Here is a 23,791-nt window from a genome sequence, read left to right as displayed (position 1 = left end):
TCGGCCTACCCCAAAACCTCCCACTATGTTTTACCAGCCCCGCAGGCTCCCGCTTCATACAGGCGGCAGACCTCACTTCTTCGCCCCAAATAGCAAAAGCACCACTACGGTAGTCATGAATTCAGCCGCAGGTACGGTAAGCCAGATACCGTTAAGCCCCAGCAGTGCGGACAGAGTAAATGCCAGCGGGAGGACAAACAGAAAACCCCGCAGACAGGAGATCAGGAAGGCACAGCCTGGTTTATCCACAGCGCTGAAGTATGCTGCCGAAATGATGTTGGCACCGGCGAATAGGAAGGCCGTAAAGTATATGTGCATTCCGTTCACAGCGATTTCGTGCAGAGCAGGGCTGCGCTCTTTATTGAACAGATCTACGATCCCATCGGAGAAAAAATAGGTGACTCCATAGGAAATACAAGCAAAAAGGACGGACGCAGTCAGGGCATAGCGCAGTAAGCTCCTGACATTTTTCGTTTCTTTTTTTCCAAAGCAGCTGCTCAGAATGGGTTGAATACCCTGGGAGATCCCGGTGAAGATCGAGATCAGCACCAGGGCTATGTTGGCCAGTATTCCGTATGCCGCCACCCCAAGATTTCCGCTGTCTTTTAAAATCAGAAAGTTAAAGACGATCATTACAATTCCCGAGGAGACCTCCACGATTAAGGCAGAGACTCCCAGGGCGGATATATCACGGATCTGTTTCAAACGAGGTCTGGTGCGGCAGAGATGGAACTGATTTTCTTTCCGCCGGAAATGGCGGGACAGGATCAGCATGCTGATGACAGGGGCAACCCCTGTGGCAAATGCAGCGCCTGCCATACCCAGCCCGAGCGGAAAGATAAATACATAATCCAGTACAATATTGGACAGGCTGCCTACCAGCATGGCTGTCATGGACAGCTGTGGCTTTTTGTCATTGCGTACAAAACAGATCAGCAGATTGTTCAGCATGAACATGGGCGCAAACATGAGCAGAATGCGCAGATATATCCCCGTGAGCGGCAGAATGGACTCATCCGCACCCAGAAGGGCTGCAATCTGATAGGGAAACAGCAGGCCTGCCAAAAAGAACAGGGCGGCCAGTACCGTTACAAATAATAAAGCCTGAGTGAACACGGTTTTACGTGAATGCGTATCACCGCTGCCTCCGGCTATCGAATACCGGGTGGCGCCTCCCATACCGATCATCAGCCCCAGTCCGTTGATGAAGCTGTAGGCGGGAATTGCCAGATTCAAAGCAGTCAGCCCATCAGCCCCAACTCCGCGGGCAATAAAAAAGGTGTCTGCCAGAATATAACAGGAAAGTCCTATCATTCCCAGAATATTAGCAGAGACATATTTCATAAATGTCAGGAAAATAGAATCTGTTTTCATATAAACCTCCGTAGAATTAATCAAATATTGTCGTGCATTTTCTGTATATCCTTTATTTTATATGGAAGATTAAAAAAACATCCGTGTTTCATACCTTCCAGGGCCTAATGGTATGACATACGAATGCTTCAGGGTTCCTACCCGGCGGCAGGAAACAGCCGATTGTTAAGTTTTATGGCAGAACCGGCATCTGTCTGCTCAAAGTCGCTTTCAGCGAGGTGCATGGCACCGTCTGAACAGTAATAACAAACATACTCTAGCACAGATAAAAAAAGAAATCAATGCTTTTCTGAAAAGAGATTTTGTTGTAAAATAGACTTACTGTTCAGAACCAAAACACAATGGATATGCAAATTTTTATAGAAGAAAGAGGGAAGATAGATGAATAAAAAAGAAGTACTGGAGATCAGAAAACAGTTTACACCTGCAAATTGTGCAATTACACGCATTTGTGGATGTTATGTAGACCATGAAAAAAATAAAAAGATGGAGTCCAGAGATGCATTTCTCTCTCTGCCGGAGGAGGAAGCATTTAAGTATTTTGATATTTTCAAAAAGACATTATCGGGGGCGATGGGACGCAACATGCTGAACATGGAATTTCCGCTGGATGCAGAGATGCCCGGAGGAACCCAGGAGTTTTTGATGAAGCTCAGAGCCAGCAAACTAGAAGATGATATGCTGCTGGAAGAATTCTATGATAAGATTATTGACAGTTACATATATGAAGAGAATTATTATATTGTCCTGATCCATGCAATGTATGACATTCCGGGCAAATCATCCGATGATATGGAGATGTTTGATGCGTCCGATAATGTATACGAATATCTCCTGTGCAGCATTTGTCCTGTAAGCCTGTCAAAGCCGGGCCTTTGCTATAATGCTGAGGACAACCGGATTCAGGACAGAATACGTGACTGGATTGTGGATATGCCGGATAAGGGCTTTCTGTTTCCAGCATTTACAGACCGCAATATGGATATTCATGGCGTCCTGTATTATACGAAAAAGTCAGAAGATCTGCAGGAAGAGATGATTGACCGCGTACTGGGGGCACAGATGCCTATGTCCGCAGACACCCAGAAAGAGACATTCCAGCTTCTGATTGAAGATACGCTGGGCGAAGACGGCGACTACGAAACTGTCCGCAGCATCCATGAAACTTTAAACGATATGATTGAAGAACATAAGGAAGAGCCGGAGCCGCTGGCGCTGGACAAGACCGATGTAAAAAAGTTATTTGAGAAGAGCGGAGTGCCAAACGAGAAAATGGAGGAATTCGATAAGAACTTTGAGGAGACGGCAGGAGAAAAGGCTTCCCTGCTTGCTGCAAATATTGCAGAGACAAGAAAGTTCAATATTGAAACACCGGATGTTATCATCAAAGTCAATCCGGAACGGATGGATCTTGTGGAAACAAGAGTGATCGATGGCAGGCAGTGCCTGGTTATCGCGGTAGATGACCACATCGAGGTTAATGGAATCAATGTACGCACGATGAAGGCACCCGGAAGTATTACTGTTGTCGGAAACTCTGAATCCGGGGAGGAAGAACCGCCCTGGAATGAATAGCAGCATTTATAAATAAGTGAATAAAAAGAAGATAGAAAGGGCTGAAAAGTGATTTCAAAATCATCTTTCAGCCTCTCTTATATCTCTTAGGTTTATCGTCCTAAAATCCTGTCACTTTTTCAGCCTTATGAATTCCCAAATCCAGCAGTGTCTGTTTGGTTGAGGCAAAATTATTTTCGAACAGCTGCCGGCAGGCGGCGGCCAGTTCTGTGCCATCAGGCGTTTGGCAGCCCTTCAAAATAGAGTCAACGGTCCGGGGCCATCCGGGAATGGATTCGTTTCCGGTAGTCTCCAGGCGGAGGATACTGCCCTTTAACAGCAGGTGTGTGAGCTTGCTGTATATTTCGCGTATTGCTGCCAGCGGACAGCTGCGGACAATGGCCTGCAGTATAGCGCCCACCGTGGCGACTCTGGAGCGTTCATGCCCCGGTATTGATGCGGCATGTACAATGTCTTCCAGAAGTGGTTCTGAAATATACGGAAAAGTGTATGCCATAACCGCCTCACCCGTAATGGCCAGAAACTGCAGCGCTTCCAGGAAGATGATCATATTGTCATCCAAAGTCAGATCCTGGAGCTTTTGGGGAATCGAAGCATCACCGGCAAAAATTACCCTCGTTCCGATTCCGTTGAGTGTTTTCACAACCCCAAGCTTATTCATCAGCATAATTGTACGCCTGGCAGTGATCTCTGAAATATGATAGGTGTCCGCAATAACAGCAATATGCGGCAGCAAAGTGCCCACCGGGTAAATGCCCTGGTTGATTTTACAGATCAAATCAATTGCCACCATATCACAATAGCGGGTGCGGCCCTTTTGCGGTTCCCAGTAAAAAGGTTCCTGGTTCATGTCTTCGGGAAGGGGCGGCATATCTTCCAGATAATTTTCTATCATCTCAAAGAATGTTTCTGCAAGCGTATCAAGATGCTGCCTTGTGACGGCAGATCCGTTCTTCTTATCATTTTGAATATACCGCAGGTATTCATCAGCCGTGCTATGTATAAGTGTACCGGCTTTTTGATCTCCGCAAACCAGCCGGAGTATATCCAGAAAAGAACTTCCGGCAAACGCGCTGATATCGTAGTACAGACTGAGGGCTGTATGGCTGCCCAGAGCATAAAGCGATTGTTCAAACTGTATCCACATATTCGTGTTTTGATACGGCAGCCTTTGGCTGTAAGTCTTTCCGAAAATAAACCCATTCTCCATATGACTTGCGCTGTGGGAACATGTGGGGGGAGAGAGCAGCTTAATGGTTTTGACAAGATCCAGAAGAGATTTGCTGCGCCGCTTAAAAATATCACTCTCCAGATAATTTTGGAATGGCTTTGCCAGTACAATTGTAGCCTTCCCGCGGCACAACTTAATAAGTCCTTCAGCCTCCAGCATCTTGAGAGCTCTCTGGGCCGGGCAGTAGGACACCTGAAACATTTCGGCAATTTCTTTTGCAGATGGGAAGCGCGCACCATCATCGTAAAAGCCCAGTTGTATTTTACCGGCAAGGTTGCGGTAGATTGTTTGTTCCTGGCTGTTATAATTAGACATTGTGTCATCCCTTTCCTGAATATAATACGATCTTCTTTTTATCATATCATACCACGGTAGGATTTGCACATAAAATCACAGGCAGAGGTGTCTCTGCAAAGCTTCTATTAACAGGGTTACGTCAATGGGTTTTGCAATATGGTCATTCATCCCGGCGCTGTATGCCTTTCCGATATCAGAGGTGAAAGCGTTGGCGGTCAGTGCAAGAATAGGAATATTTTTGGCATCTTCCCGGGCAAGGCCTCGAATTGCTTTTGTGGAATCATAACCGTTCATGACAGGCATCTGGATATCCATCAGGATTGCAGAATAGTATCCGGGCTTGGAGGCCTCGAACATCTCAAGAGCTCTCTGCCCGTTTTCAGCAGTGTCTATCAATAGTTCCTGCATCTTTAGCAGTTCAGTGGCAATTTCACGGTTCAGGGCGTTGTCCTCCACAAGCAGCACCCGTTTTCCGGCAAGCTTCGGATGAACGATCTCTGCCTGGGAAGCAGCCGTTTCCAGCCTGCCGCTGTTTAAAAATGTCTGCAGGACGTGAAGCATTTTGGATTTGAACAGCGGTTTCGTAATAAAGGCATCCGCGCCGGCGCTCAGAAATTCTGCTTCAATATCAGAATAATCATAGGCGGAGATAATGATAACAGGTACGTCTTCCCCCAGATTACTGCGGATCGCTTTTAAGGTTTCCAATCCATCCATCTCCGGCATTTTCCAGTCCAGGATCACAGCAAAGAAGTCATCCCCGCTGCGGTGTGCATCTGAAGTGCATCGGACGGCCTCTGCGCCGGAGAGCACCCAGAAGCCCCGCATACCCAGTTCATTTAAAAGTGCAGTGGCACTTTCGCATACGATTTCATCGTCATCTACGACAAGGACTGGCAGTCCTTCCAGTTCACTGTCACGGGGAATATCTTCATCAATCAGTTCAAACTGCAGAGTAACGGTGAACTTGCTTCCTTTTTCTATCTGGCTTGCAGCTTCGATTGATCCATTCATCATTCGCACAATATTTTCCGTGATAGCAAGTCCAAGGCCGGTTCCCTGGATCTTGCTGATACGGGAATCCTCGGCCCGGGAAAACGGCTCAAAAATGAACGGAATGAAATCCTCCGACATCCCGATGCCATTGTCTGTTACGATAAATTCAAATTGCCCTTTTTTATCTGACAGGGACGGGATTTCTTTAATCCGCAGACTGACAGTGCCCTCGTCCGGCGTGTACTTTATGGCGTTTGAGAGGAGGTTCATGAGAACCTGCTGCAGCCGGTCTCCATCAGTAATAATCTTTTCATGCCGGACATCGCTGACACTGATTTTGAAATCCAGCTGTTTTTCTGTAATGAGAGGCCTGCAGATATCGGAAACATTCTGAATTAGCTCCGGTAGAGTTACCTCTTCCGGCTGCAGATCAATATTTCCGCTCTCAATTTTAGACATGTCCAGTACTTCATTGATGAGGCTTAGCAGATGACGGCTGGATACATTGATCTTATTCAGGCAGTCACGGACCTTATCCCGCTCGTCGAGGTTGGCCTGGGCAATGGCAGCCATCCCCATGACGGCATTCATTGGTGTCCGGATGTCGTGTGACATAGTAGATAAGAAGTTGGTTTTCGCAGAATTGGCTACTTTGGCAGCCTGATATGCATCTTCCAGAGCTTTTCTCTGGCGTTCCTGCTCCCTTCTTTCTTTCGTTACGTCGATACATACGCTGTAAAAGGAAGGAATCCCGTCCCAGCTGCTTTCGGCGTCTGCGTAGTACAGTGTCAGTGTCTGTATCTTCGTCTGACCGCTGCGGGTAATAAACCTGGCCTCAGTAATCATGTTTCCGCCGGTATGCTGCATCTTCTTCAAGAGTGCGTGCAGCCGGTCCCTGTCATCAGGGTGTATGTAAGAACACTGGGAATGAAGTTCTGTTTCAAACTGTTCTTTTGTGTATCCGATAATATTTAAAAAATCGGCACCGTACCAGAGAACCGTGCTTAAATCCCTTGCGTCCAGGCGGGCGAAACCACCCGGGATCGTTCTGAGAAGTGTTTCTCTTTCCTGGTCTTTTTTCGCCAGCTTATACTCTGCACTGTACATATCATGGGAAAGCTCAATGCGTGCTTTATGTCCTTTCCAGTTAATAAGCCTGTTTTTAATCATAAAAGTACGTGTCAGAATTGGGTTATAGAATTCCCATTCATAAAATTCATCTGTACGCAGCTTATTATTTGTACAGAAGGGGCAGGGAGAAGTCCTTCCCTGGATTACTTCGTAACATTTACGGCCGATTATTTTTTCTTTAGGGGTCTTCAGGGTTTCAACTGCTATAGCATTCAGATATAGAAGCTCATATGTCTCCATATCACTGATGTAAATGTTACCTATATAGCTGTCCATCATCCATTCAAAATACTGCCCTTTTTCTTCACTCTGAGCGGCCAGGTCGCTGATATCTGTCAGGACGGCGGAAAAAATCGGGCTGTCTCCGACACTCTCCCCTGTAAAGTTCCCTGTCATGCGGCATCTGATCCCGCTGCTTTGCTTTAACGGAAGTGTGAAATCTACTGTAAACACAGATTCCTTTTTGTTGACTGCGTCAGCAGCAGAGCTTTGAATGTTGTTGAATTCTGTGATATGGTTTTTTAGATACAGTCGGAGGCTGGTGAAGCGGGACCGAAATTCTTTTCTCGTATATCCTGTGCTTTTGAAAAAGCTGTTGTTTGCATACAGCAGAGTCAAATCATTGTCTAATAAAAATCTGCATGCGCTGGAGCCGATGTTTTCCAGAAAAGCATCATATTTGCCGGCAATATCTACCGATGTAATTGCGGAAGGGTCTTTGACAGCCGGATCTCTTTCCAGTTCCATGATTTTATCTCCTTTATTAATAATAAATTCGTTTCGGGATTGTCTGCATCTTATGGATACCTGGCAGTACAGAACGTTTCAATATATCCATAAGGCTGGTTCATACTATGCTAGTTCATATTATATCTGAATAAATAAGGAAAAGCAATAGAGCAGCAGAGGTTATAGTGTCTGGCCGGACAGATCGGCGTAACAGTGCAGGCCTGCCTGAACCGCTGCAGACCGGCAGGGGTAAAGCTTTCGGAAGCGGGCAGGGTGTCTTGACGGACAGGAATATGCGGTATAGAATAGAAACAGTTTCATAAAAATCAGGGAAACGATTGAGGAAAGGATAAACAAAAGTTATGAAATATGATTTTACAACTATCATGGAACGGGCGGGACACGATGCGCTGGCAGTAGACACTATCCCAATGGAGGGCGTGGAGGTCAAGGAAGGATTTACACGGATTCCGATGTGGGTGGCCGATATGAATTTCCCTACGCTTCCGACGATCCTTGAAGCATTGGAGGACAGGCTGAAGCACCATCATTTTGGATATTTTGATATGCCGGATGTATATTATGACAGCATCATCAACTGGCAGAAAGACCGTTTTGGCGTAACGGGCATGACCCGGGAGGATATAGGCTATGAAAATGGAGTTCTGGGCTGTGTATCATCGGCGCTCCAGGCGTTTACTGCTCCGGGAGAAGCAGTGCTTATGCATGCCCCTGCCTACATTGGATTTACAAAAACCGTGGAAAGTATAGGAAGAAAACTTGTTCTGAGTGAATTAGTGCGCGGCAACGGCGGCGCATGGCGCATGGATCTGGAAGACATGGAAAGAAAGCTGCGTGATAACCACATTCACTGCGTGATCTTCTGTTCCCCGCATAATCCTACGGGCAGAGTCTGGGATAGGGAAGAGCTGGAACAGGTTATGGCTTTATTTCATAAATATGACTGTGTTGTGATATCGGATGAAATATGGGCAGACTTGACACTGCCGGGGCACACCCATATCCCGCTGCAGTCTGTATCTGAGGATGCCAGGGAGCGGACCATTGCCATCTATGCACCATCCAAGACATTTAACCTGGCAGGACTGATTGGCTCGTATCACGTGATTTATGCACCGTACCTGCGTGACCGCCTTGCAAAATATGCATCAGCTTCCCACTATAATTCCTGCAACGTCCTGTCCATGCATGCTCTGATCGGCGCTTACAAACAGGAGGGCAGAGAGTGGGTAGATGAACTCAGGACAGTGCTGGGGGAAAACGTCGATTATGCATACGAGTTTATTACCAGTCATTTTGAAGGAATATCCCTGGCAAAGCCACAGGGAACCTACATGCTGTTTCTGGATTGCGAAGCGTGGTGCAATAAGCATGAACAAACGCTGGATGATCTTTTAAAGGCGGGAGTTGAAGTCGGCGTCATATGGCAGGATGGAAGGCCATTCTATGGGAAATATTCTATCCGCGTCAATCTGGCACTTCCAAAAGTTCTGGTGGAAGAGGCTATGGAGAGACTGGCAAAATATGTGTTCATATGATTAGGCGGAAGTACAAAACGAAAAAAGGTGCAAATTAAAAACTACATCGGATTGAAAGACACCGGTGGCTGTCACCGTGCAATTCTGAGTAATTGCGCGGCTCGGGCTGCCTTAAATTCTGCTTGGGTGAGCAGTTAGTCTTTCAATCCGATGTGGTTTTTTTGAGAATAAGCATGCTCTTTGCCGCCGGAAGGGGGACGGTATACATTTCTATTGCTTTTGGGGTTGAAAAAAATAGTCAATCATGTATTCTGTAAGAAAGGACTGACCAGGTTAGTCAAAGTAATTTGTATTAGCCAAAATGATTGAAGAGCAGAGGAGGGACAGTATGAATGAGAAATTTTTCGCGCTTCCAGAGGAGAAGCAGGAGCGAATTATTAATGCAGCTATGGAGGTGTTTGGGAAGAATGAGTATAAAAGAGCTTCTACGGATTTGATTGCGGTTAAGGCCGGGATTTCGAAGGGCTTGCTTTTTTATTATTTTCATAATAAGAAAGAACTGTATATGTATGTCTATAATTTCCTGATTGAGATTATGAAGGATCAGATTGCGGATACGACTTTTCTGGAACTGACCGATTTTTTTGAACTGCTGCGCTATGCGGGCGCTGGAAAAGCAGTTATGCTTGAGAAGCATCCGTATATTCTGGATTTTGCTATGCGGGCTTTTTACTCGGAGAATGAGATTGTGTCGGATACATTAAAATCTTTCAATACCATGCAGGAAGAAGTGATGTACCAGATGTATTTTGGTCATATAGATACTTATAAATTCAAGGACAGCGTGGAGCCTTTTAAGGTCTATAAAATGCTCAGGTGGATGGGGGACGGTTATATTCATGACAAACAAATGGCCGGGAAGGCCATAGATATTAACGAATTGTTAAAAGAATTCAACGATTGGATGGATATGATGAAGAAGCTGGTGTATAAGGAGGAGTATCAGATTTAGGAAGGATGGGCAGGTAAAATTAAAAGAGATTAAAAGCAAATAAAAATTCTGCAAAGGGGTTGTAAAAAATAGTCAATCCGGTATTCTGATATTAAGGTTTGACTGAGAAAGTCAAACCTGTCCGGACAATTTATTGCAGCTAACAAGGAGGAATATCAGAATGAGTGTAATTGAGATCAGCCATATCACAAAGGATTATGGCAGGGGACGGGGCGTATTCGATGTCAGCTTCGACGTGAAACAGGGAGAAGTTCTTGGGTTTTTGGGGCCTAATGGGGCTGGAAAAACAACGACCATCCGTCAGTTAATGGGATTTATGAAACCGGACAGCGGAAAACTGTCGATCTTAGGGAAGGATTGTTTTAAAGAGGCTGACAAAATTCAGGAATATCTTGGTTATCTGCCAGGTGAAATTGCATTTATAGATTCTATGAGCGGGTTGGAGTTCATTCATTTTGTGGCCAGAATGAAAAAAATGAAAGACTTGGGGCGGGCTCAGGAGTTAATGGATATGTTTGAGCTGAATGCATCTGGTAAACTGAAAAAAATGTCTAAGGGGATGAAACAAAAAATAGGAATTGTCTGTGCTTTTATGCAGACAACATGCTCGCTTTACTTACTTGATGAACCTACATCTGGTTTGGATCCATTGATGCAGAATCGATTTGTAGAGCTGATTCTTGCAGAGAAGAAGGCCGGAAAAACGATCCTTATGTCTTCTCATATGTTTGAGGAAGTGGAACGTACATGTGACCGTGCTGCCATTATCCGTGACGGCAGATTAGTTGCTGTTGAGGAGATTGAAAAGCTCAAAGAAGGCCGCCAGAAGAATATCTCGGTTACTTTTAAAAATGCAGTTATGGCTGAAGCGTTTGCAGCAGAGTTTCCTAAAGTATCCTATGAGGCGGGAAACAGGACTGTGACAGCCAGAGTGGGAAGGAATTTAGATTCTTTCGTTAAAAAGGCAAGTGAATATTCCATTACGGATTTAGATGTGCAGACGCAGAGTCTGGAAGAATTCTTTATGCATTTTTACGGAGAAGGGAGTGCTAGATAATGAATGCAACGTTGTTTAAGAAAGAAATAAAATCCAACTGGCTATTGCTCGCAATTTTCCTTGTCGTGCTTAGTGTTTATGGGAGTATGATTACAATTATGTATGATCCGAAAATGGGTGACAGCTTAAAAATGATGGCGGAAAGCATGCCAGGGATCTTCTCGGCCTTCGGAATGAACAGTCCTGGTTCGACCCTGTTGCAGTTTGTTTCAAGTTATTTGTATGGCTGGCTTTTTATCGGTTTTCCTGGAGTATTTATTATTATTCTGACGAACAGGCTGTCAGCAAAATATGTAGACAATGGATCAATGGCATATTTGCTGGCTGCGCCGGTAAAACGCTGGAGGATTATGCTGACACAGGCAGTCTTCATGATTCTGTGCCTGGTTATTATGGTAGGATTTGCGACGGGGCTGATACTTGCTTTCAGTGAGGGAATGTTTCCGGGAGAAATGGAAATCAAAGCATTTCTGAGAGTAAATATAGGATTGCTGGGGCTGCTGATATTTTTAGGAGGCGTAGGGTTCTGTGCATCCTGTTTCTTTAACGAATCCAAATATTCCTTGTCAATCAGTACAGCAGTATTAGTATATTCCCTTTTGGTACAGATGCTTTCAAGAGTAGGGGATAAATTTGAAAATCTGAAATATGTAACTCCGCTGACATTATTTAATGTTGATGGATTGGGTGCCGGTGACAGTGAAGCCTGGATGACATGCATCATTTTGTATATAGCTGGGCTGGTGCTTATCGGGATTGGGATTGTACGGTTCAGTAAGCGTGATTTGCCGCTCTGATCATAAATATAGGAAAACAATACATGAAGCATGGGGAAAGGCATGACCGGAATTTCAATGGTCATGCCTTTTCAAATTACGGATACGAGCATGTCATTGCATGTGAGTAAAGAGAAAAAAACCTAAAACATTCCATCTTCCAAAACGGCTGGCCGTTCACATTCGGACAGAACCTCCTCAAACCGACCGCTCTCGCTGCTCGCTATCATCTGGCTGATGACATCAAGTACATGATATGCCATCTCCTTATTTGCCCGGTTTGGCCGGCCCTCGATGATAGCCGATGCCATCTCTGCCGGACCGATTCCTCTGCTATTTTCTGAAAATGCATCCGTATAATGGACGGCTTCTTTTGTTGTGGCCTCCCACTGTTTGCTGTCATTGGTCATAAGAATCACTTCCCCGCCAAACAGATTCGGATTAGTAAGCTTCAGAATACCCTCTGTGCCATATATCATAAATTCCGCCTGATCCTGCAAAATACTGTCGCCGTTCAATACAAAGGTACCAAATACACCATTCTTTAATTCCATAGCTGCAGCAGCCTGGCTTTCGTTGCGGTACTCATACTCCCGCCCGTAGCCCTGTGTTCCCGGACTCGTATTCTTTCTTTTTTCATTCTTGTTCCGCACAACCGCAGATACCCGCTTAACCGGACCTAAAAGGCTCACCAGAGCGGTCAGATAATAAACCCCGTAATCATGGCAGATTCCACCGCCCGGCATACACAGAAACGTTGCGAAACTCGCTATGACGTCGAGATTGCGGTTGGCGTGGATTTGGAAGGAGGTTACCTCGCCGATTGCACCTTCATCGATTGCCCGCCTGGCATTCTGCAGTGCGGACCCGAGGAATGTATCCGGCGCAGAGCCAAGATACAGGCCCTTCTCTTCCGATAATTGTATCAGTTCCTTAGCCTCCTCCAGGTCAACGGTCATTGTTTTTTCCGTATACACATGTTTTCCGTTAAGCAGAGCCTGGCGGATTAATTCATAGTGGGTCGGCGCAGGCGTCAGCACGACTACCATATCAATTGTTTCATCCTGCAGTATCTCCTCATAGCTGCAGGCCCGAATTCCATACTGAGCCGCCTTTTTTTGAGCTGACTCCAAATGTCTTGCCGTGCAGGCTGTGACCTCAAGGTTCGGGAACCGATGCATCATATTGGTCAGGTAAATATCGCTGATCGCACCGCAGCCTACCACAGCGGTCCGGATCTTTTTGCTGTTATTTGTTGCATAATTGTGGTTTGTTTTTTCGTTTGTTGAAACGCTCATTGTCCGCATTTTCCTTTCTACTTATGAATCATTCACAGGCTATAAACAGCAGGTTACTTATTTTACGATCTACTGGCTTTATTATAATGCCTGATGCGCAGTTTTAACAGTATCATTTTGTTTTTTTGCCGGTAACCAGGCGGACAGAGTTCTTATAAACGCAGCATTGTTTGTGCTGGCGGCAATGAATTCCAGGAATGCGAAAAAGAAAAAAGGAGGCATATTTAAAAAAAATGATCTGCACACCGAATTTTAACCGGTATTGTATAATATTCGGTTTACAATTCTCCCTAAATGTTGTAATATATAACCATAAACGGATGCTGCGGAGGAGGAAGGGTTATGACGATTCAGGAGATGAAGCAGAAGAAGAAGGAGAAAGGTTATACGTATGCACAGATTGCAGAATTGTCCGGTGTTCCGCTGGGTACCGTACAAAAGATATTTAACGGGGAGACGGAGAATCCGAGATATGCGACGATTCTTGCGCTTGAGAATGTGTTTAAAGAGCCGGCAGTGGTGAGGGAAGCCTCTGCGTACCACGCAGGAAGTGAGCCGGGAATGTACACGGTAGACGATTACCGCGCACTTCCGGACGATCAGAGAGTGGAACTGATAGATGGTTACTTTTATGATATGGCAGCGCCGAATACATTTCATCAGCTGATTGCAGGAGAGCTATACAGGCAGATTGCAAATTATATAGTGGAGCAGGACGGAGCATGCACACCGTTCATTTCGCCTGTAGATGTACAGCTGGATAATGACGAAAAGACGATGCTCCAGCCGGATATTGCAATTGTCTGTAATCCGGGGCAGATTGTGAGACGCAATATCATGGGAGCTCCGGATTTTGTGCTGGAAGTCATTTCACCGGGTTCCAGGCGAAAGGACTATATTATAAAACTTCATAAATATGAAGACGCCGGAGTTCGGGAATACTGGCTGGTAGATCCGAATCAGAAAGTGGTGCTGGTGTACTTTTTTGAAGACGAAGCCTGCCCGATTATTTATCCGATTGATGCGGACATACCGGTTCATATTTTTGACGGGAGACTGGTTTTGAAGATGTGCCGTATTGCAAAGTGGGCTGAACAAGAATAATACGGCGGAGAAGGAGGAATACAATATGGAGAAGAAGGAACATGAGGTGGAGAAGAAGCGCTGCTTCTGGGTGGATTTATCTTCACCTGTTTATATAGAATACCATGATAAGGAATGGGGCATACCGGTGTACGACGATGAGAAGCTCTACGAGATGTTTTTATTGGAAACATTTCAGGCAGGGCTTTCATGGATTACCATTTTAAAGAAAAGGGAATTTTTCAGGGAGGCTTTTGATGGCTTTGACGTTAAAAAGATTGCGGCTTATGGAACGGAAAAAGTGGAGGAGCTGATGCAGAACCCGCAGATTATAAGGAACCGGGGAAAGATAACAGCGGCGGTTCATAATGCAGCGATTTTTATGGACATACAGAAGGAATACGGATCTTTTTCCGGATATCTGTGGGGATTTACGGATGGAAAGATCATCATCAATCAGGCAGATACAATTCCTGTAAAGACGGAGCTGTCAGACCGTATATCAAAGGATTTGAAGAAAAGAGGCATGCGGTACGTGGGCTCTGTAACCATATACTCGTACTTACAGGCGGTGGGTGTGGTGAATGACCATGATAAAAACTGCTTTTGTAAAAATGGATAGTTGAATGATCTTTCAATTACATAGTAACTTTTGGAAGATAACATAATAAGGCGCTTTGAGTCCTTATTGCAATTTTTGACAATATAGTGCTCTGATTTTTGCAGATACTAAATATGCAACACTAGTATTTACAAGAAAGGAGATAATTATGTCAGAAACACAGCTTGCAATTGCAACCATCCCTATGCAGCAATGGGGAGAATTATATGATGACAAAGATGCATTGGATATTGGTACCATTTTTAAAGATTTGAACAAACCTTTTTTTGCGGCAAGTATCGTAATGGATCACCATACTTCTGATTCCGAAAAGCCGGAAGAAAAGAAGTCAGATGAGCAGATCAAAAGAGAGGACATGATGAGAAAGATTGCCCAGGTCAGCTTTGTATTAGATGACCTGACGCTTTATCTGGACACTCACGAAGAGCAGGAGGAAGCAAAAGAACTATATCAAGAAAAACTAAAGGAACGGGAAATGCTTCTGAAGGAATATGCATCCGCATTCAATCCGCTGACGCGCTGCCAGATCGCAGACTGCGGCAGCCATGATGACAGATTCTGCTGGCAAAAGGGACCGATGCCGTGGGAAGGAGCGTGTGTATAAATGTGGTATTATGAGAAAAGATTACAATTTCCGGTTAAAATTACAAAAACCTGCCCCAAAACTGCACAGATGATTATCAGCCAGTACGGCGGGCCGGACGGCGAACTTTCCGCGTCCATGCGTTATCTTGCACAGAGATACACCATGCCTGTGAAGTCAGTTGGCGGCCTCTTGACAGATATCGGTACGGAGGAGCTTGCTCATATGGAGATTATCTGCTCCATGGTGTACCAGCTTACAAAGAACCTGACAATTGAAGAAGCCAAGACGGCAGGGTTTGATGCTTACTATATTGATCACACCACCGCACTATGGCCGCAGGCCGCAGCTGCCGTACCTTTTACAGCGCTTGAATTCCAGTCCAAGGGGGACGCCATTGCTGACTTAACGGAAGACCTTGCTGCGGAACAGAAGGCGCGTACGGTTTATGACAACCTGCTAAGGATGATCCCGGATGCGGAGATCAGGGAACCGCTGAAGTTCCTGAGAAGCAGGGAGATCGTCCATTTCCAGAGATTCGGAGAGGCACTGGAAAAGACAAAAGAGCAGTTAGACAGTAAGAATTTCTACTACTTTAATCCGGAGTTTGATAAAGAAATGTTTCATGGAGAATTGTAGAATTTAAATGAGAGTATAATTTGGTGAATTGATAAGTATTGAATGAGATTATAAACGAGTTTAAATGAATGATCTGATTTAAAAACCTGAAGACCACATGATATAAACAAATGTGGCCTTTAGGTTTTTTAGTTATCATTCATTATCTCCAAAGGCGCTGCTGAATCTCACTCTTCAGAAATAACTTGCTCTTAGCATCCACTTTTACTGGATGCAGCTTCCCCCGTTTTACCAGATCCTCTATATTCTGCCTCGTACATTCCAGTAATTCGGAAGCTTGTGTTGTATTTACTGTTCGGGAAGAAACAAAGCTTCGGAAATCATTGATAGAAAGGGGAATACTTTCTCCTGTTTCATATAATTTTTTATCAGAGACAGATAGATGCTCCCCCCAGCAAACTCCATATCCTCCGGTTTGAATGCATACTTTTTTAAAAAGCTCGTCATTCTTCATGATCGAAGCAAAGCGTGCATTATAGGAAAGCAGGCGTTTCATATTACATTTCCGTACATTGCCATTCCGAAAAAAAACTAAAAGCTTTGAACCTTCTAAAGGAACTACATCTTCTATTTTTATCTGGTACCTCATATGGAACTGTTCATTTAACACCTTACTGCAGAGCGGGACCAAATAGTAACTATCCTGGGCGCATCTACCCTCACCCAGCATAAGAAGTTCATACTCGTTGTAGGTTTCAAGGCCATTAGTTTTTAAAATCTGTCCGAGGTTTTGACGATCCTGAGGCACAATTCGCTGCTGTACCCATAGCTTGCTCCAAAATGCATTTACAGTGAATTCCCCTCGTCTTACGAAAGAATCCAGCAGCAGTGGAACTTCCCATGGGTCAGCATTTTCAGGAAGTTCAATATAAAATTTCTTTTCTCTTTCATAATAGATCAAATACGCAAGAGTTTTAAGCTGTTTGTCTTCTTCATCTTTGATTGCAAAAACTTTCATAATATTGCCACCTCTTCCAAATCATTTCCCACACTTTCTCCTGCCAAACCATAGGCATAACTGAATCAATACCTTCAAACAAGCTTTCTTTATCTTTCTCCTGCAGCCTGTTTAAATGCGGATGTTGATTAGCAGGTATTAATTTTAAATTATTCATTGCAGATCTGGAACCAACAAAACATTGGACAGGTCTATCTTGCATGACATCAAACGATATCATCTCATTTTCTTCATGACATTGAAAAATGAAAGAAAGACCATGGTCGAATAGCGGGGCTAATTTTAATGTCTTCGTTTTATTATTTCTCAAAACCTCCATGTTTGCTCCATGCCGGTCTCTATTCAAAATAAGAAAGTCAACAATGAGCATTCTGTAAATGTATTCATCCCATCCATTTCTTCTACAAAAGTCAAGCGGATTTTCATTATCATTTCTCTCTGCCTGATAGTAAGCATCCAGAGCGATCTAATTCCTCGGTTTTGGTAACTATATCATGTTTATTGTGATATAATAAACTTAACACTTTTACTTGTCGTATGTCAAGCAGGTAATGTGCAATAAAAGACTTAAACGAAGAAGAATATTAGTATAAGTTCAGATAGGTCAGGGCATTCACTGCAATATATGCCCTGACAGCCGCATTCGCAGTCAACTACAGAATAAAGTACGCCTCAAAGGGGCATATTAACCGCAGATGGGAGGGCAAATCTATATGAATCATTTAAAATACGAAAAATCCCCATATCTATTACAGCATGCCGAAAATCCGGTGGACTGGTATCCCTGGGGCAAAGAAGCGTTTGATAAAGCAAAAGCAGAGGATCGTCCTGTTTTTTTAAGCATTGGATATTCCACCTGCCACTGGTGTCATGTTATGGCACATGAATCTTTTGAAGACGATCAGGTTGCGGAAGTATTAAACAATCATTATGTCTGTATTAAAGTTGACAGGGAAGAGCGTCCCGACATAGATTCGGTATATATGGCGGCCTGCCAGGCAGTAACCGGAGCGGGGGGATGGCCTCTCACGGCGATTCTGGCGCCTGACCAAAAGCCGTTTTTTCTGGGAACTTATTTTCCGACATATCCGCGCTACGGGCATCCGGGGCTCATTGAAGTACTGCAGAAAATCAGCCGGCTCTGGAGAGAAGACAGGGAGCGGCTTTTGGAGACCGGGCAGCAGATTACAGAGTTTATTGCAATTTCAGACTGCGAGGAAGGGAGCGCCCCGGACAAAAGGATTCTAAAAAAAGCGGTAGACCTATATAGACAGCAGTTTGACAGACTGTGGGGCGGCTTTGGTAATGCGCCTAAATTTCCGGCTCCCCATAACCTGCTCTTCCTTTTGCATTATGGCAGTTTAGAGAACGACAGAATGGCTATGGAAATGGCAGAGCACACACTGGACGCAATGGCGCGCGGCGGTATGAATGACCAGATCGGCGGAGGTTTTTCGAGGTATTCAACAGATGAGAAATGGCTGGTACCTCATTTTGAAAAAATGCTCTATGACAATGCCCTCCTTGCGATTGTATATCTGGACGCATTCCATATAACGAAGAAAAGGGATTACGGTGATACTGCAGGAAGAACTCTGGATTATGTATTAAAGGAACTGACCGGACCCGAAGGGCAGTTTTACTGCGGGCAGGATGCAGACAGTGAGGGGATCGAAGGAAAATATTACTTTTTCACTCCGGATGAGGTTCTGAAGGTTTTAGGCAGTGAGGACGGAGAGGAATTCTGCCTCATCTACGACATTACTGCCAGCGGGAATTTTGAAGGCAGCAGTATCCCAAATCTGATCGGGCAAAAGGGAAGTGCGTGGCCGGCAGATGATATTCGGCTGAAAAAACTGTATGATTACCGGAAAAACCGCACTGCACTGCACAGAGACGACAAAGTTATCCTGTCATGGAACAGCTGGATGATAATTGCGATGGCAAAAGCCGCGCAGATATTGGATGATGCCCGCTTCCAAAATGCCGCCGAAGATACGTACCGGTTTATCCGGGAATCTATGACAGACAGCAGCAGAAGACTTTTTCACCGATGGCGGGAGGGGGAGGCCGCTATAGCAGGGCAGCTGGATGACTATGCGGTCTATGGGCTGGCGCTTCTGGAATTGTACCGTATGACCTATGAACCAATATACCTGGAAGAGGCGGAATTTTTCGCACGTCAAATGACAGAATTGTTTGAAGACAAAGAGAATGGCGGATATTTTCTGACCGCATCGGATGCGGAAACTTTGATAACCCGTCCAAAAGAAACTTATGACGGCGCGATCCCATCCGGAAATTCGTCAGCAGCGGTGTTATTGAGCCAGTTGGCACAGTATTCATGTGATTCATTCTGGCAGGAAGCTCTGGAGCGGCAGATTCATTTTCTTACCGGTGCTGCAAAAGGATATCCTTCCGGGCACAGCTTTGGACTGCAGGCTCTTTTGAGGGCTCTTTATCCGTCACAGGAACTCATCTGCACCACATCGGGGGACAGGGTGCCGGAGACATTAAAAGAACACTTATTGAAAGAACCTGCATTTAACCGCTCGGTTATTGTAAAGACCAGAAATAGCCAGGCTGAATTAGAAAAAATAATACCGTATGTAAAAGAATATCCGATACCTGAGGAGGGTGCCATGTATTATCTGTGCCAGAATGGAAGGTGCAGGGCTCCTGTCAGGGATTTAGTCGGCAAGCTTTAGACTTGCCGACGGATGGGGACGCCAAGCGAACCATAAGCGGCAAGCCCTTTGGCCTGTATGGTCGGTTTAAAATCCTGACCGCTTAACGAAGAAGCTCTAAGAGACCCGGAGGCACCCGGAAGGGCACATCCGGCATGCGCTGAAAAAATTGATATTTTTTCAGCACAGGCCGGATTGAAAATTGATTTCGGAGAATCAATTTTCATCCCTTCAGGGTGCCTCCGGCTCTCTAAGAGCTTCTAATCGTCCGCTATAAGGCGTTTTAAACCGACCATACAGGCTAAAGGGCTTGCCGCTTACGGTCCGCTTGGCTGGTTCATCCGGTCGGTAGTAAAGAATTCGCCCCCAGAGTGGAACCCGAGACGGGGGAGGCGGATGGAATTGGCTTTGCGCGTCTTTTCATCTTCCAGATGTGTAATTAATTAGTTTGATACTGCAAGTCGTATCCCCTTAGTTTTTATACACCTACTGGATATATAGAATTGATATTACTTCTATATCCTTATCAGATATACAAAGGAAAGGGAATCTAAAACTAACATTGCTATAAACGAACCACCAATTCTATCCCATCCGCTGCAACCGTACGAGGCTCCCTCCGGGGAACGAGCTCTTAACCACCGTCTGGATGCAACAGGGAATGACGAGGGGAGTCCAAAACCTGCCGGGGCAATGTCTGCTGGTGAAAAGTCCATAAAGCGAGCGATTAGAAGCTGTTGAAGAAAACAAAACGGGAAGGGAGGGCAGAATTTGCCTTACCAGGCAGATTCTGCCCTCCCTTCCCGTTTTGTTTTCTTCTACAGCTTCTTCGCGCAGTGTCAGGACATTTCACCAGCAGACATTGCCCCGGCAGGTTTTGGACTCCCCTCGTCATTCGCGTCCGGCGTCCGTCAACGAGTCTAAAGCTCGTTAACTATATCCCGATTATGTGCGTTATATGATAGTAAAATTTGGATGATTATGCTATTCTTATTATACAGCCGCAATGAAATATGGTGTACAGTATGGAGGTAAGGCATATGATTTATAACGAGTTGGGGAAAACAGGGAAAAAGGTAAGCGCGATTGGCCTTGGATGTGAGCATCTTGACGGAAAGCCATATGAGCAGGTCAAAGAGGTAATTGATGCTGCTATTGAAAACGGAATCAATCTCTTTGATGTGTTTATGCCTGGCAGGGAGGTACGAGAAAATATTGCCAAGGCTCTTGGCAGCAGGCGTGATCAGGTTATGCTCCAGGGGCACATCGGATCCACGGACATTCATGAGCAGTATGATGTAAGCCGTGATCTGCCCTCAGTGAAAAAGTATTTTGAGGAGATGCTCGGCATCTTCGGATACATAGATTTTGGAATGATGTTTTTTATTGACACGGAAAAAGATTACAAGGATGTATTTGAGACGGAATTTGTCGATTATGTACTCCGTCTGAAGGAGCAGGGAGATATTAGGCATATTGGGTTCAGCTCCCACAATCCGATCACAGCGGCGAAGGTCATCAGCACAGGGGTGCCGGATATGATGATGTTTAGCATCAATCCTGCTTTTGATATGCTGCCGTCAGAAGAATATATATTCGACCATATAGAAACCGATATGGGAGTCAAGCTTTACCGGGGCCTGGATCCGAAGAGGGCGGAACTTTACCGGATCTGCAGCGCAAATCAGGTGGGAATAACAGTCATGAAATCCCTGGGCGGCGGAAAGCTGATCTCGGAAGAGCATTCTCCGTTTGCAAAACCGTTAACGGTACCTCAGTGCATCCACTATGCATTATCAAGGCCTTCAGTGGCAAGTGTCATGGTCGGAGCGCAGACCAGAGAAGAGGTGCAAAGTGCAGTCAGTTATTTTGACCTGGAGGAAGCAGAAAAGGATTATTCTCAGGTCATTGCGACTATGAAAAATGATTTCCAGGGCAATTGCGTGTACTGCGGCCATTGTCATCCATGTCCGGTGGAAATTGACATTGCTGCGGTGAACAAATACCTGGATATCGCGCGCCTTACACCAAATCAGGTGCCTCCGTCTGTCAGGTCGCATTATCACAGCCTGCTGCACAGGGGAGATGAGTGTATTGGGTGCAGAAGCTGTGAGGAACGGTGTCCTTTTGGGGTGTCTGTGGTTGAAAATATGAAAGAAGCAGACCGGCTTTTTGGAGAATAGCGTTGAAGCGGGCTTGCCCGCTATGTTCATAATCAATTATAAAATGCAGGATATCCTTTCTTTTAGATATCCTGCATTTTTTGGAAATAAGATTGGCTTTACGGAACACGAACCTGAAGTTCTGAGAAAGGAAGGCAAGATGATCGACGTTTATTATATTGAAGATGATGAAAATATCGCGCAGACAGTGAAAGCATATTTGGAACAGCACAATTGCAGTGTATCCGTTTTCACAACAATAGCAGAAGCAAAGAAGGCGATTACCAATAATCTGCCTGCAATTGCCCTGGTGGACTGGAATATGCCGGATGGGGATGGCGACAGGTTCTGCCGGTGGATCCGCTCCAGATGGCAGGAGCTTCCGGTGGTTTTCCTGACCGTCCGCAGCGGTTCCAGCGACATCGTATCCGGATTCCAAAATGGTGCGGATGATTATGTTGTGAAGCCCTTTGAACTTGAAGTCTTGTATTCGCGCATCTGTGCACTGCTGCGCAGGTCTGGGAATGTATCGGGACAATATCTGACCTGCGACGGAATCACCATTGACCAAAACGGGATGAGAGTGTTCTGCGGGGAGGAAGAAATCAGTTTGAGCCAGCCGGAGTACCAGGTGCTTTTGCTCTTTATGAAAAACAAAGGAAAGACAATTCCAAGAGAAAAGTTACTGGAGCAGGTTTGGGACAGCAATGGAAACTTTGTGAATAATAACACTCTTACGGTGACAATCAAGCGTCTAAGGGAGAAACTGCATCAGCCCTCCTGCCTGAAAACCGTAAGAAGCTTTGGATACCGCATGGAGGATACTCTATGACAGGACGAAAAAATGCAGGCGCACTGATCGGGCTCGTCCTGGCGTTCAGTTTGATTGCCTCCGCCGTCACGGCCCTGTTTATGGCAGAGTTTAACAACAGGATGCATTTCCAGCTTATAGGCCATCTCTTCCGGGAACTGACAGAGGAGCAGCCGGACATGGAACAGACGGTGCTGAATGTTTTAAAAGAGTACAGTGACACACCTGCAATGCAGAAAGAGGAAAATGTACTGCTCCGTTATGGCTACAGGCAGTCGGATTTTTTTAAGACCACCCACCGGTATCCATATCTGTTTGCTGCAATTGGTTTTGCGGCAGGAAGCCTCCTGTTTCTTTTTACATTCCGCTGCAGGAGAAAAAAGGAAGCGGCGCGTATAAAGGCGTTGACGGTTTATCTGGAAAATGTGAATACGGGCAGTCCGGGCCTGATATCAGAGACCGGAGAAGACGATTTCTCACAATTACAGGATGAGATCTATAAAACCGTGACGATGCTCTATCAGACGAGAGATGCAGCACTGGATGCGAGAAACAAATTTGCTGAGAATCTTTCCAATATTGCACATCAGTTAAAAACGCCCGTCACCGCTATCTCTCTTACTACGCAGATGATGAGGTCCCATCCGTCCGGAGATTATCCAGAGCAGATACAGAAGCAGCTGAACCGTCTGGTTTACCTGGAGGAGGCGCTGCTTCTATTATCCCGGCTGGACGCAGGGACGCTTCCTTTGAAACAGGAGGCCGTGGATATCTATACGGTACTGACCCTTGCTGCCGATAATTTACAGGAAGTATTAGCCGATGCGGATGTCAGCGTTGACATACCGGAGGGGAGCCAAATAGAGATTACCGCAGACCTCGACTGGACAATGGAGGCCCTCATGAATCTGCTCAAAAATTGTGTGGAGTATACTCCGGCCGGCGGTACCGTACATTGCTCCTACGATAAGAATCCGCTCTATAAGACGATCATAATCCGGGATGAAGGTGAAGGCTTCACTGGAGAAGACATACCCCGTCTTTTTGAACGGTTTTACCGCGGCCAAAATGCCGGGAAAAACGGGATCGGCATCGGTCTGTCCCTTGCAAAAGAAATCATTGAACTCCAAAACGGCACAATCAGGGCGAAGAATATCCCTGGCGGCGGGGGCTGTTTTGAAATCAGGTTTTACAGTCACTGAGCAGTCACTTTAACCTGTTATAATGATGATACACACCTGTTGAACAGGTACGGACTATATTCATTTTTA

At 45.3% G+C, this 23,791-nt stretch carries 20 protein-coding genes; 13 read left to right on the top strand and 7 right to left on the bottom strand.

Going from position 1 to position 23,791, the window contains the following annotated elements; translation table 11 throughout:
* Window positions 1-72: 72 nt before the first annotated feature.
* Window positions 73-1,374: an MATE family efflux transporter gene (locus BN1938_RS00990; RefSeq protein WP_050638802.1), complete on the bottom strand. Its 1,302-nt coding sequence runs from the start codon at window positions 1,372-1,374 to the stop codon at window positions 73-75.
* A 381-nt stretch (window positions 1,375-1,755) separates the two neighbouring features.
* Between BN1938_RS00990 and BN1938_RS00985 the strand changes: the two genes are divergently transcribed.
* A complete protein-coding gene (locus BN1938_RS00985; RefSeq protein WP_050638801.1) occupies window positions 1,756-2,949 on the top strand; it encodes a DUF4317 domain-containing protein in 1,194 nt (397 codons plus the stop codon).
* A gap of 100 nt (window positions 2,950-3,049) precedes the next feature.
* Here BN1938_RS00985 and BN1938_RS00980 read toward each other — a convergent pair whose 3' ends face one another.
* Both BN1938_RS00980 and BN1938_RS00975 read right to left on the bottom strand, forming a co-directional pair.
* Window positions 3,050-4,495 (bottom strand): GntR family transcriptional regulator, encoded by a 1,446-nt coding sequence (locus BN1938_RS00980; RefSeq protein WP_050638800.1) that lies wholly within the window; start codon window positions 4,493-4,495, stop codon window positions 3,050-3,052.
* Between the two features lie 75 nt (window positions 4,496-4,570).
* On the bottom strand, window positions 4,571-7,351 hold the full coding sequence (locus BN1938_RS00975; RefSeq protein ID WP_082202689.1) for a response regulator: 2,781 nt from the start codon (window positions 7,349-7,351) through the stop codon (window positions 4,571-4,573).
* A 344-nt stretch (window positions 7,352-7,695) separates the two neighbouring features.
* Here BN1938_RS00975 and BN1938_RS00970 point away from each other — a divergent pair, with 344 nt between their 5' ends.
* The 4 genes from BN1938_RS00970 to BN1938_RS00955 all read left to right on the top strand — a co-directional run bounded on the left by BN1938_RS00970 (window position 7,696) and on the right by BN1938_RS00955 (window position 11,698).
* Window positions 7,696-8,892, top strand: a complete 1,197-nt coding sequence (locus BN1938_RS00970) for a MalY/PatB family protein (RefSeq protein ID WP_050638799.1) — start codon at window positions 7,696-7,698, stop codon at window positions 8,890-8,892.
* 328 nt (window positions 8,893-9,220) lie between these two features.
* Window positions 9,221-9,844 carry a TetR/AcrR family transcriptional regulator gene (locus tag BN1938_RS00965; protein WP_050638798.1) on the top strand — a complete coding sequence of 208 codons (624 nt, stop codon included), beginning with the start codon at window positions 9,221-9,223 and terminating at the stop codon, window positions 9,842-9,844.
* A 160-nt stretch (window positions 9,845-10,004) separates the two neighbouring features.
* Complete coding sequence (locus BN1938_RS00960) at window positions 10,005-10,901, top strand: ABC transporter ATP-binding protein (RefSeq protein WP_050638797.1); 897 nt, start codon at window positions 10,005-10,007, stop codon at window positions 10,899-10,901.
* The gene (locus BN1938_RS00955; protein WP_187376276.1) at window positions 10,901-11,698 is read left to right on the top strand and encodes an ABC transporter permease subunit; all 798 of its coding nucleotides are present in this window, start codon (window positions 10,901-10,903) and stop codon (window positions 11,696-11,698) included. Before BN1938_RS00960 ends, BN1938_RS00955 begins: the two co-directional genes overlap by 1 nt.
* A gap of 122 nt (window positions 11,699-11,820) precedes the next feature.
* On the opposite strand, the gene BN1938_RS00950 is transcribed toward BN1938_RS00955, so the two are convergent.
* Complete coding sequence (locus tag BN1938_RS00950; RefSeq protein WP_050638795.1) at window positions 11,821-12,975, bottom strand: Gfo/Idh/MocA family protein; 1,155 nt, start codon at window positions 12,973-12,975, stop codon at window positions 11,821-11,823.
* Window positions 12,976-13,317: 342 nt separating this feature from the next.
* Between BN1938_RS00950 and BN1938_RS00945 the strand changes: the two genes are divergently transcribed.
* The 4 genes from BN1938_RS00945 (at window position 13,318) to BN1938_RS00930 (ending at window position 15,902) form a co-directional block, all read left to right on the top strand.
* Window positions 13,318-14,079: a Uma2 family endonuclease gene (locus tag BN1938_RS00945; protein ID WP_050638794.1), complete on the top strand. Its 762-nt coding sequence runs from the start codon at window positions 13,318-13,320 to the stop codon at window positions 14,077-14,079.
* Window positions 14,080-14,104: 25 nt separating this feature from the next.
* Entirely contained in the window at window positions 14,105-14,680 is a 576-nt protein-coding gene (locus tag BN1938_RS00940) for a DNA-3-methyladenine glycosylase I (protein WP_242843780.1), read from the top strand.
* Window positions 14,681-14,828: 148 nt separating this feature from the next.
* Window positions 14,829-15,284, top strand: a complete 456-nt coding sequence (locus BN1938_RS00935) for a spore coat protein CotJB (RefSeq protein WP_025656702.1) — start codon at window positions 14,829-14,831, stop codon at window positions 15,282-15,284.
* Window positions 15,285-15,902 (top strand): manganese catalase family protein, encoded by a 618-nt coding sequence (locus BN1938_RS00930; RefSeq protein ID WP_050638793.1) that lies wholly within the window; start codon window positions 15,285-15,287, stop codon window positions 15,900-15,902.
* Window positions 15,903-16,044: 142 nt separating this feature from the next.
* Here BN1938_RS00930 and BN1938_RS22885 read toward each other — a convergent pair whose 3' ends face one another.
* Both BN1938_RS22885 and BN1938_RS00920 read right to left on the bottom strand, forming a co-directional pair.
* Window positions 16,045-16,860 carry a DUF2442 domain-containing protein gene (locus BN1938_RS22885; RefSeq protein WP_082202687.1) on the bottom strand — a complete coding sequence of 272 codons (816 nt, stop codon included), beginning with the start codon at window positions 16,858-16,860 and terminating at the stop codon, window positions 16,045-16,047.
* Window positions 16,835-17,179: a hypothetical protein gene (locus BN1938_RS00920; RefSeq protein WP_148487084.1), complete on the bottom strand. Its 345-nt coding sequence runs from the start codon at window positions 17,177-17,179 to the stop codon at window positions 16,835-16,837. The genes BN1938_RS22885 and BN1938_RS00920 overlap by 26 nt, the downstream gene beginning before the upstream one ends.
* Window positions 17,180-17,573: 394 nt before the next feature.
* Here BN1938_RS00920 and BN1938_RS00915 point away from each other — a divergent pair, with 394 nt between their 5' ends.
* Entirely contained in the window at window positions 17,574-19,568 is a 1,995-nt protein-coding gene (locus BN1938_RS00915) for a thioredoxin domain-containing protein (protein ID WP_242843779.1), read from the top strand.
* Here BN1938_RS00915 and BN1938_RS00910 read toward each other — a convergent pair.
* Entirely contained in the window at window positions 19,565-19,774 is a 210-nt protein-coding gene (locus BN1938_RS00910) for a hypothetical protein (RefSeq protein ID WP_050638790.1), read from the bottom strand. The two genes, BN1938_RS00915 and BN1938_RS00910, sit on opposite strands and share 4 nt — an antisense overlap.
* Before the next feature lie 813 nt (window positions 19,775-20,587).
* On the opposite strand from BN1938_RS00910, the gene BN1938_RS00905 reads away from it, so the two are divergent.
* The 3 genes from BN1938_RS00905 (at window position 20,588) to BN1938_RS00895 (ending at window position 23,722) form a co-directional block, all read left to right on the top strand.
* Window positions 20,588-21,730, top strand: coding sequence for an aldo/keto reductase (locus BN1938_RS00905; RefSeq protein WP_050638789.1), 1,143 nt, complete (start codon window positions 20,588-20,590; stop codon window positions 21,728-21,730).
* 139 nt (window positions 21,731-21,869) lie between these two features.
* On the top strand, window positions 21,870-22,541 hold the full coding sequence (locus tag BN1938_RS00900) for a response regulator transcription factor (protein ID WP_050638962.1): 672 nt from the start codon (window positions 21,870-21,872) through the stop codon (window positions 22,539-22,541).
* Complete coding sequence (locus BN1938_RS00895; RefSeq protein WP_050638788.1) at window positions 22,538-23,722, top strand: sensor histidine kinase; 1,185 nt, start codon at window positions 22,538-22,540, stop codon at window positions 23,720-23,722. The genes BN1938_RS00900 and BN1938_RS00895 overlap by 4 nt, the downstream gene beginning before the upstream one ends.
* Window positions 23,723-23,791: the final 69 nt, after the last annotated feature.

Source organism: Eubacterium sp. SB2, from assembly GCF_001244405.1.
Classification (GTDB): domain Bacteria; phylum Bacillota; class Clostridia; order Lachnospirales; family Lachnospiraceae; genus Faecalicatena; species Faecalicatena contortus_B.
This window is presented reverse-complemented; position numbering and strand designations above follow the sequence as displayed.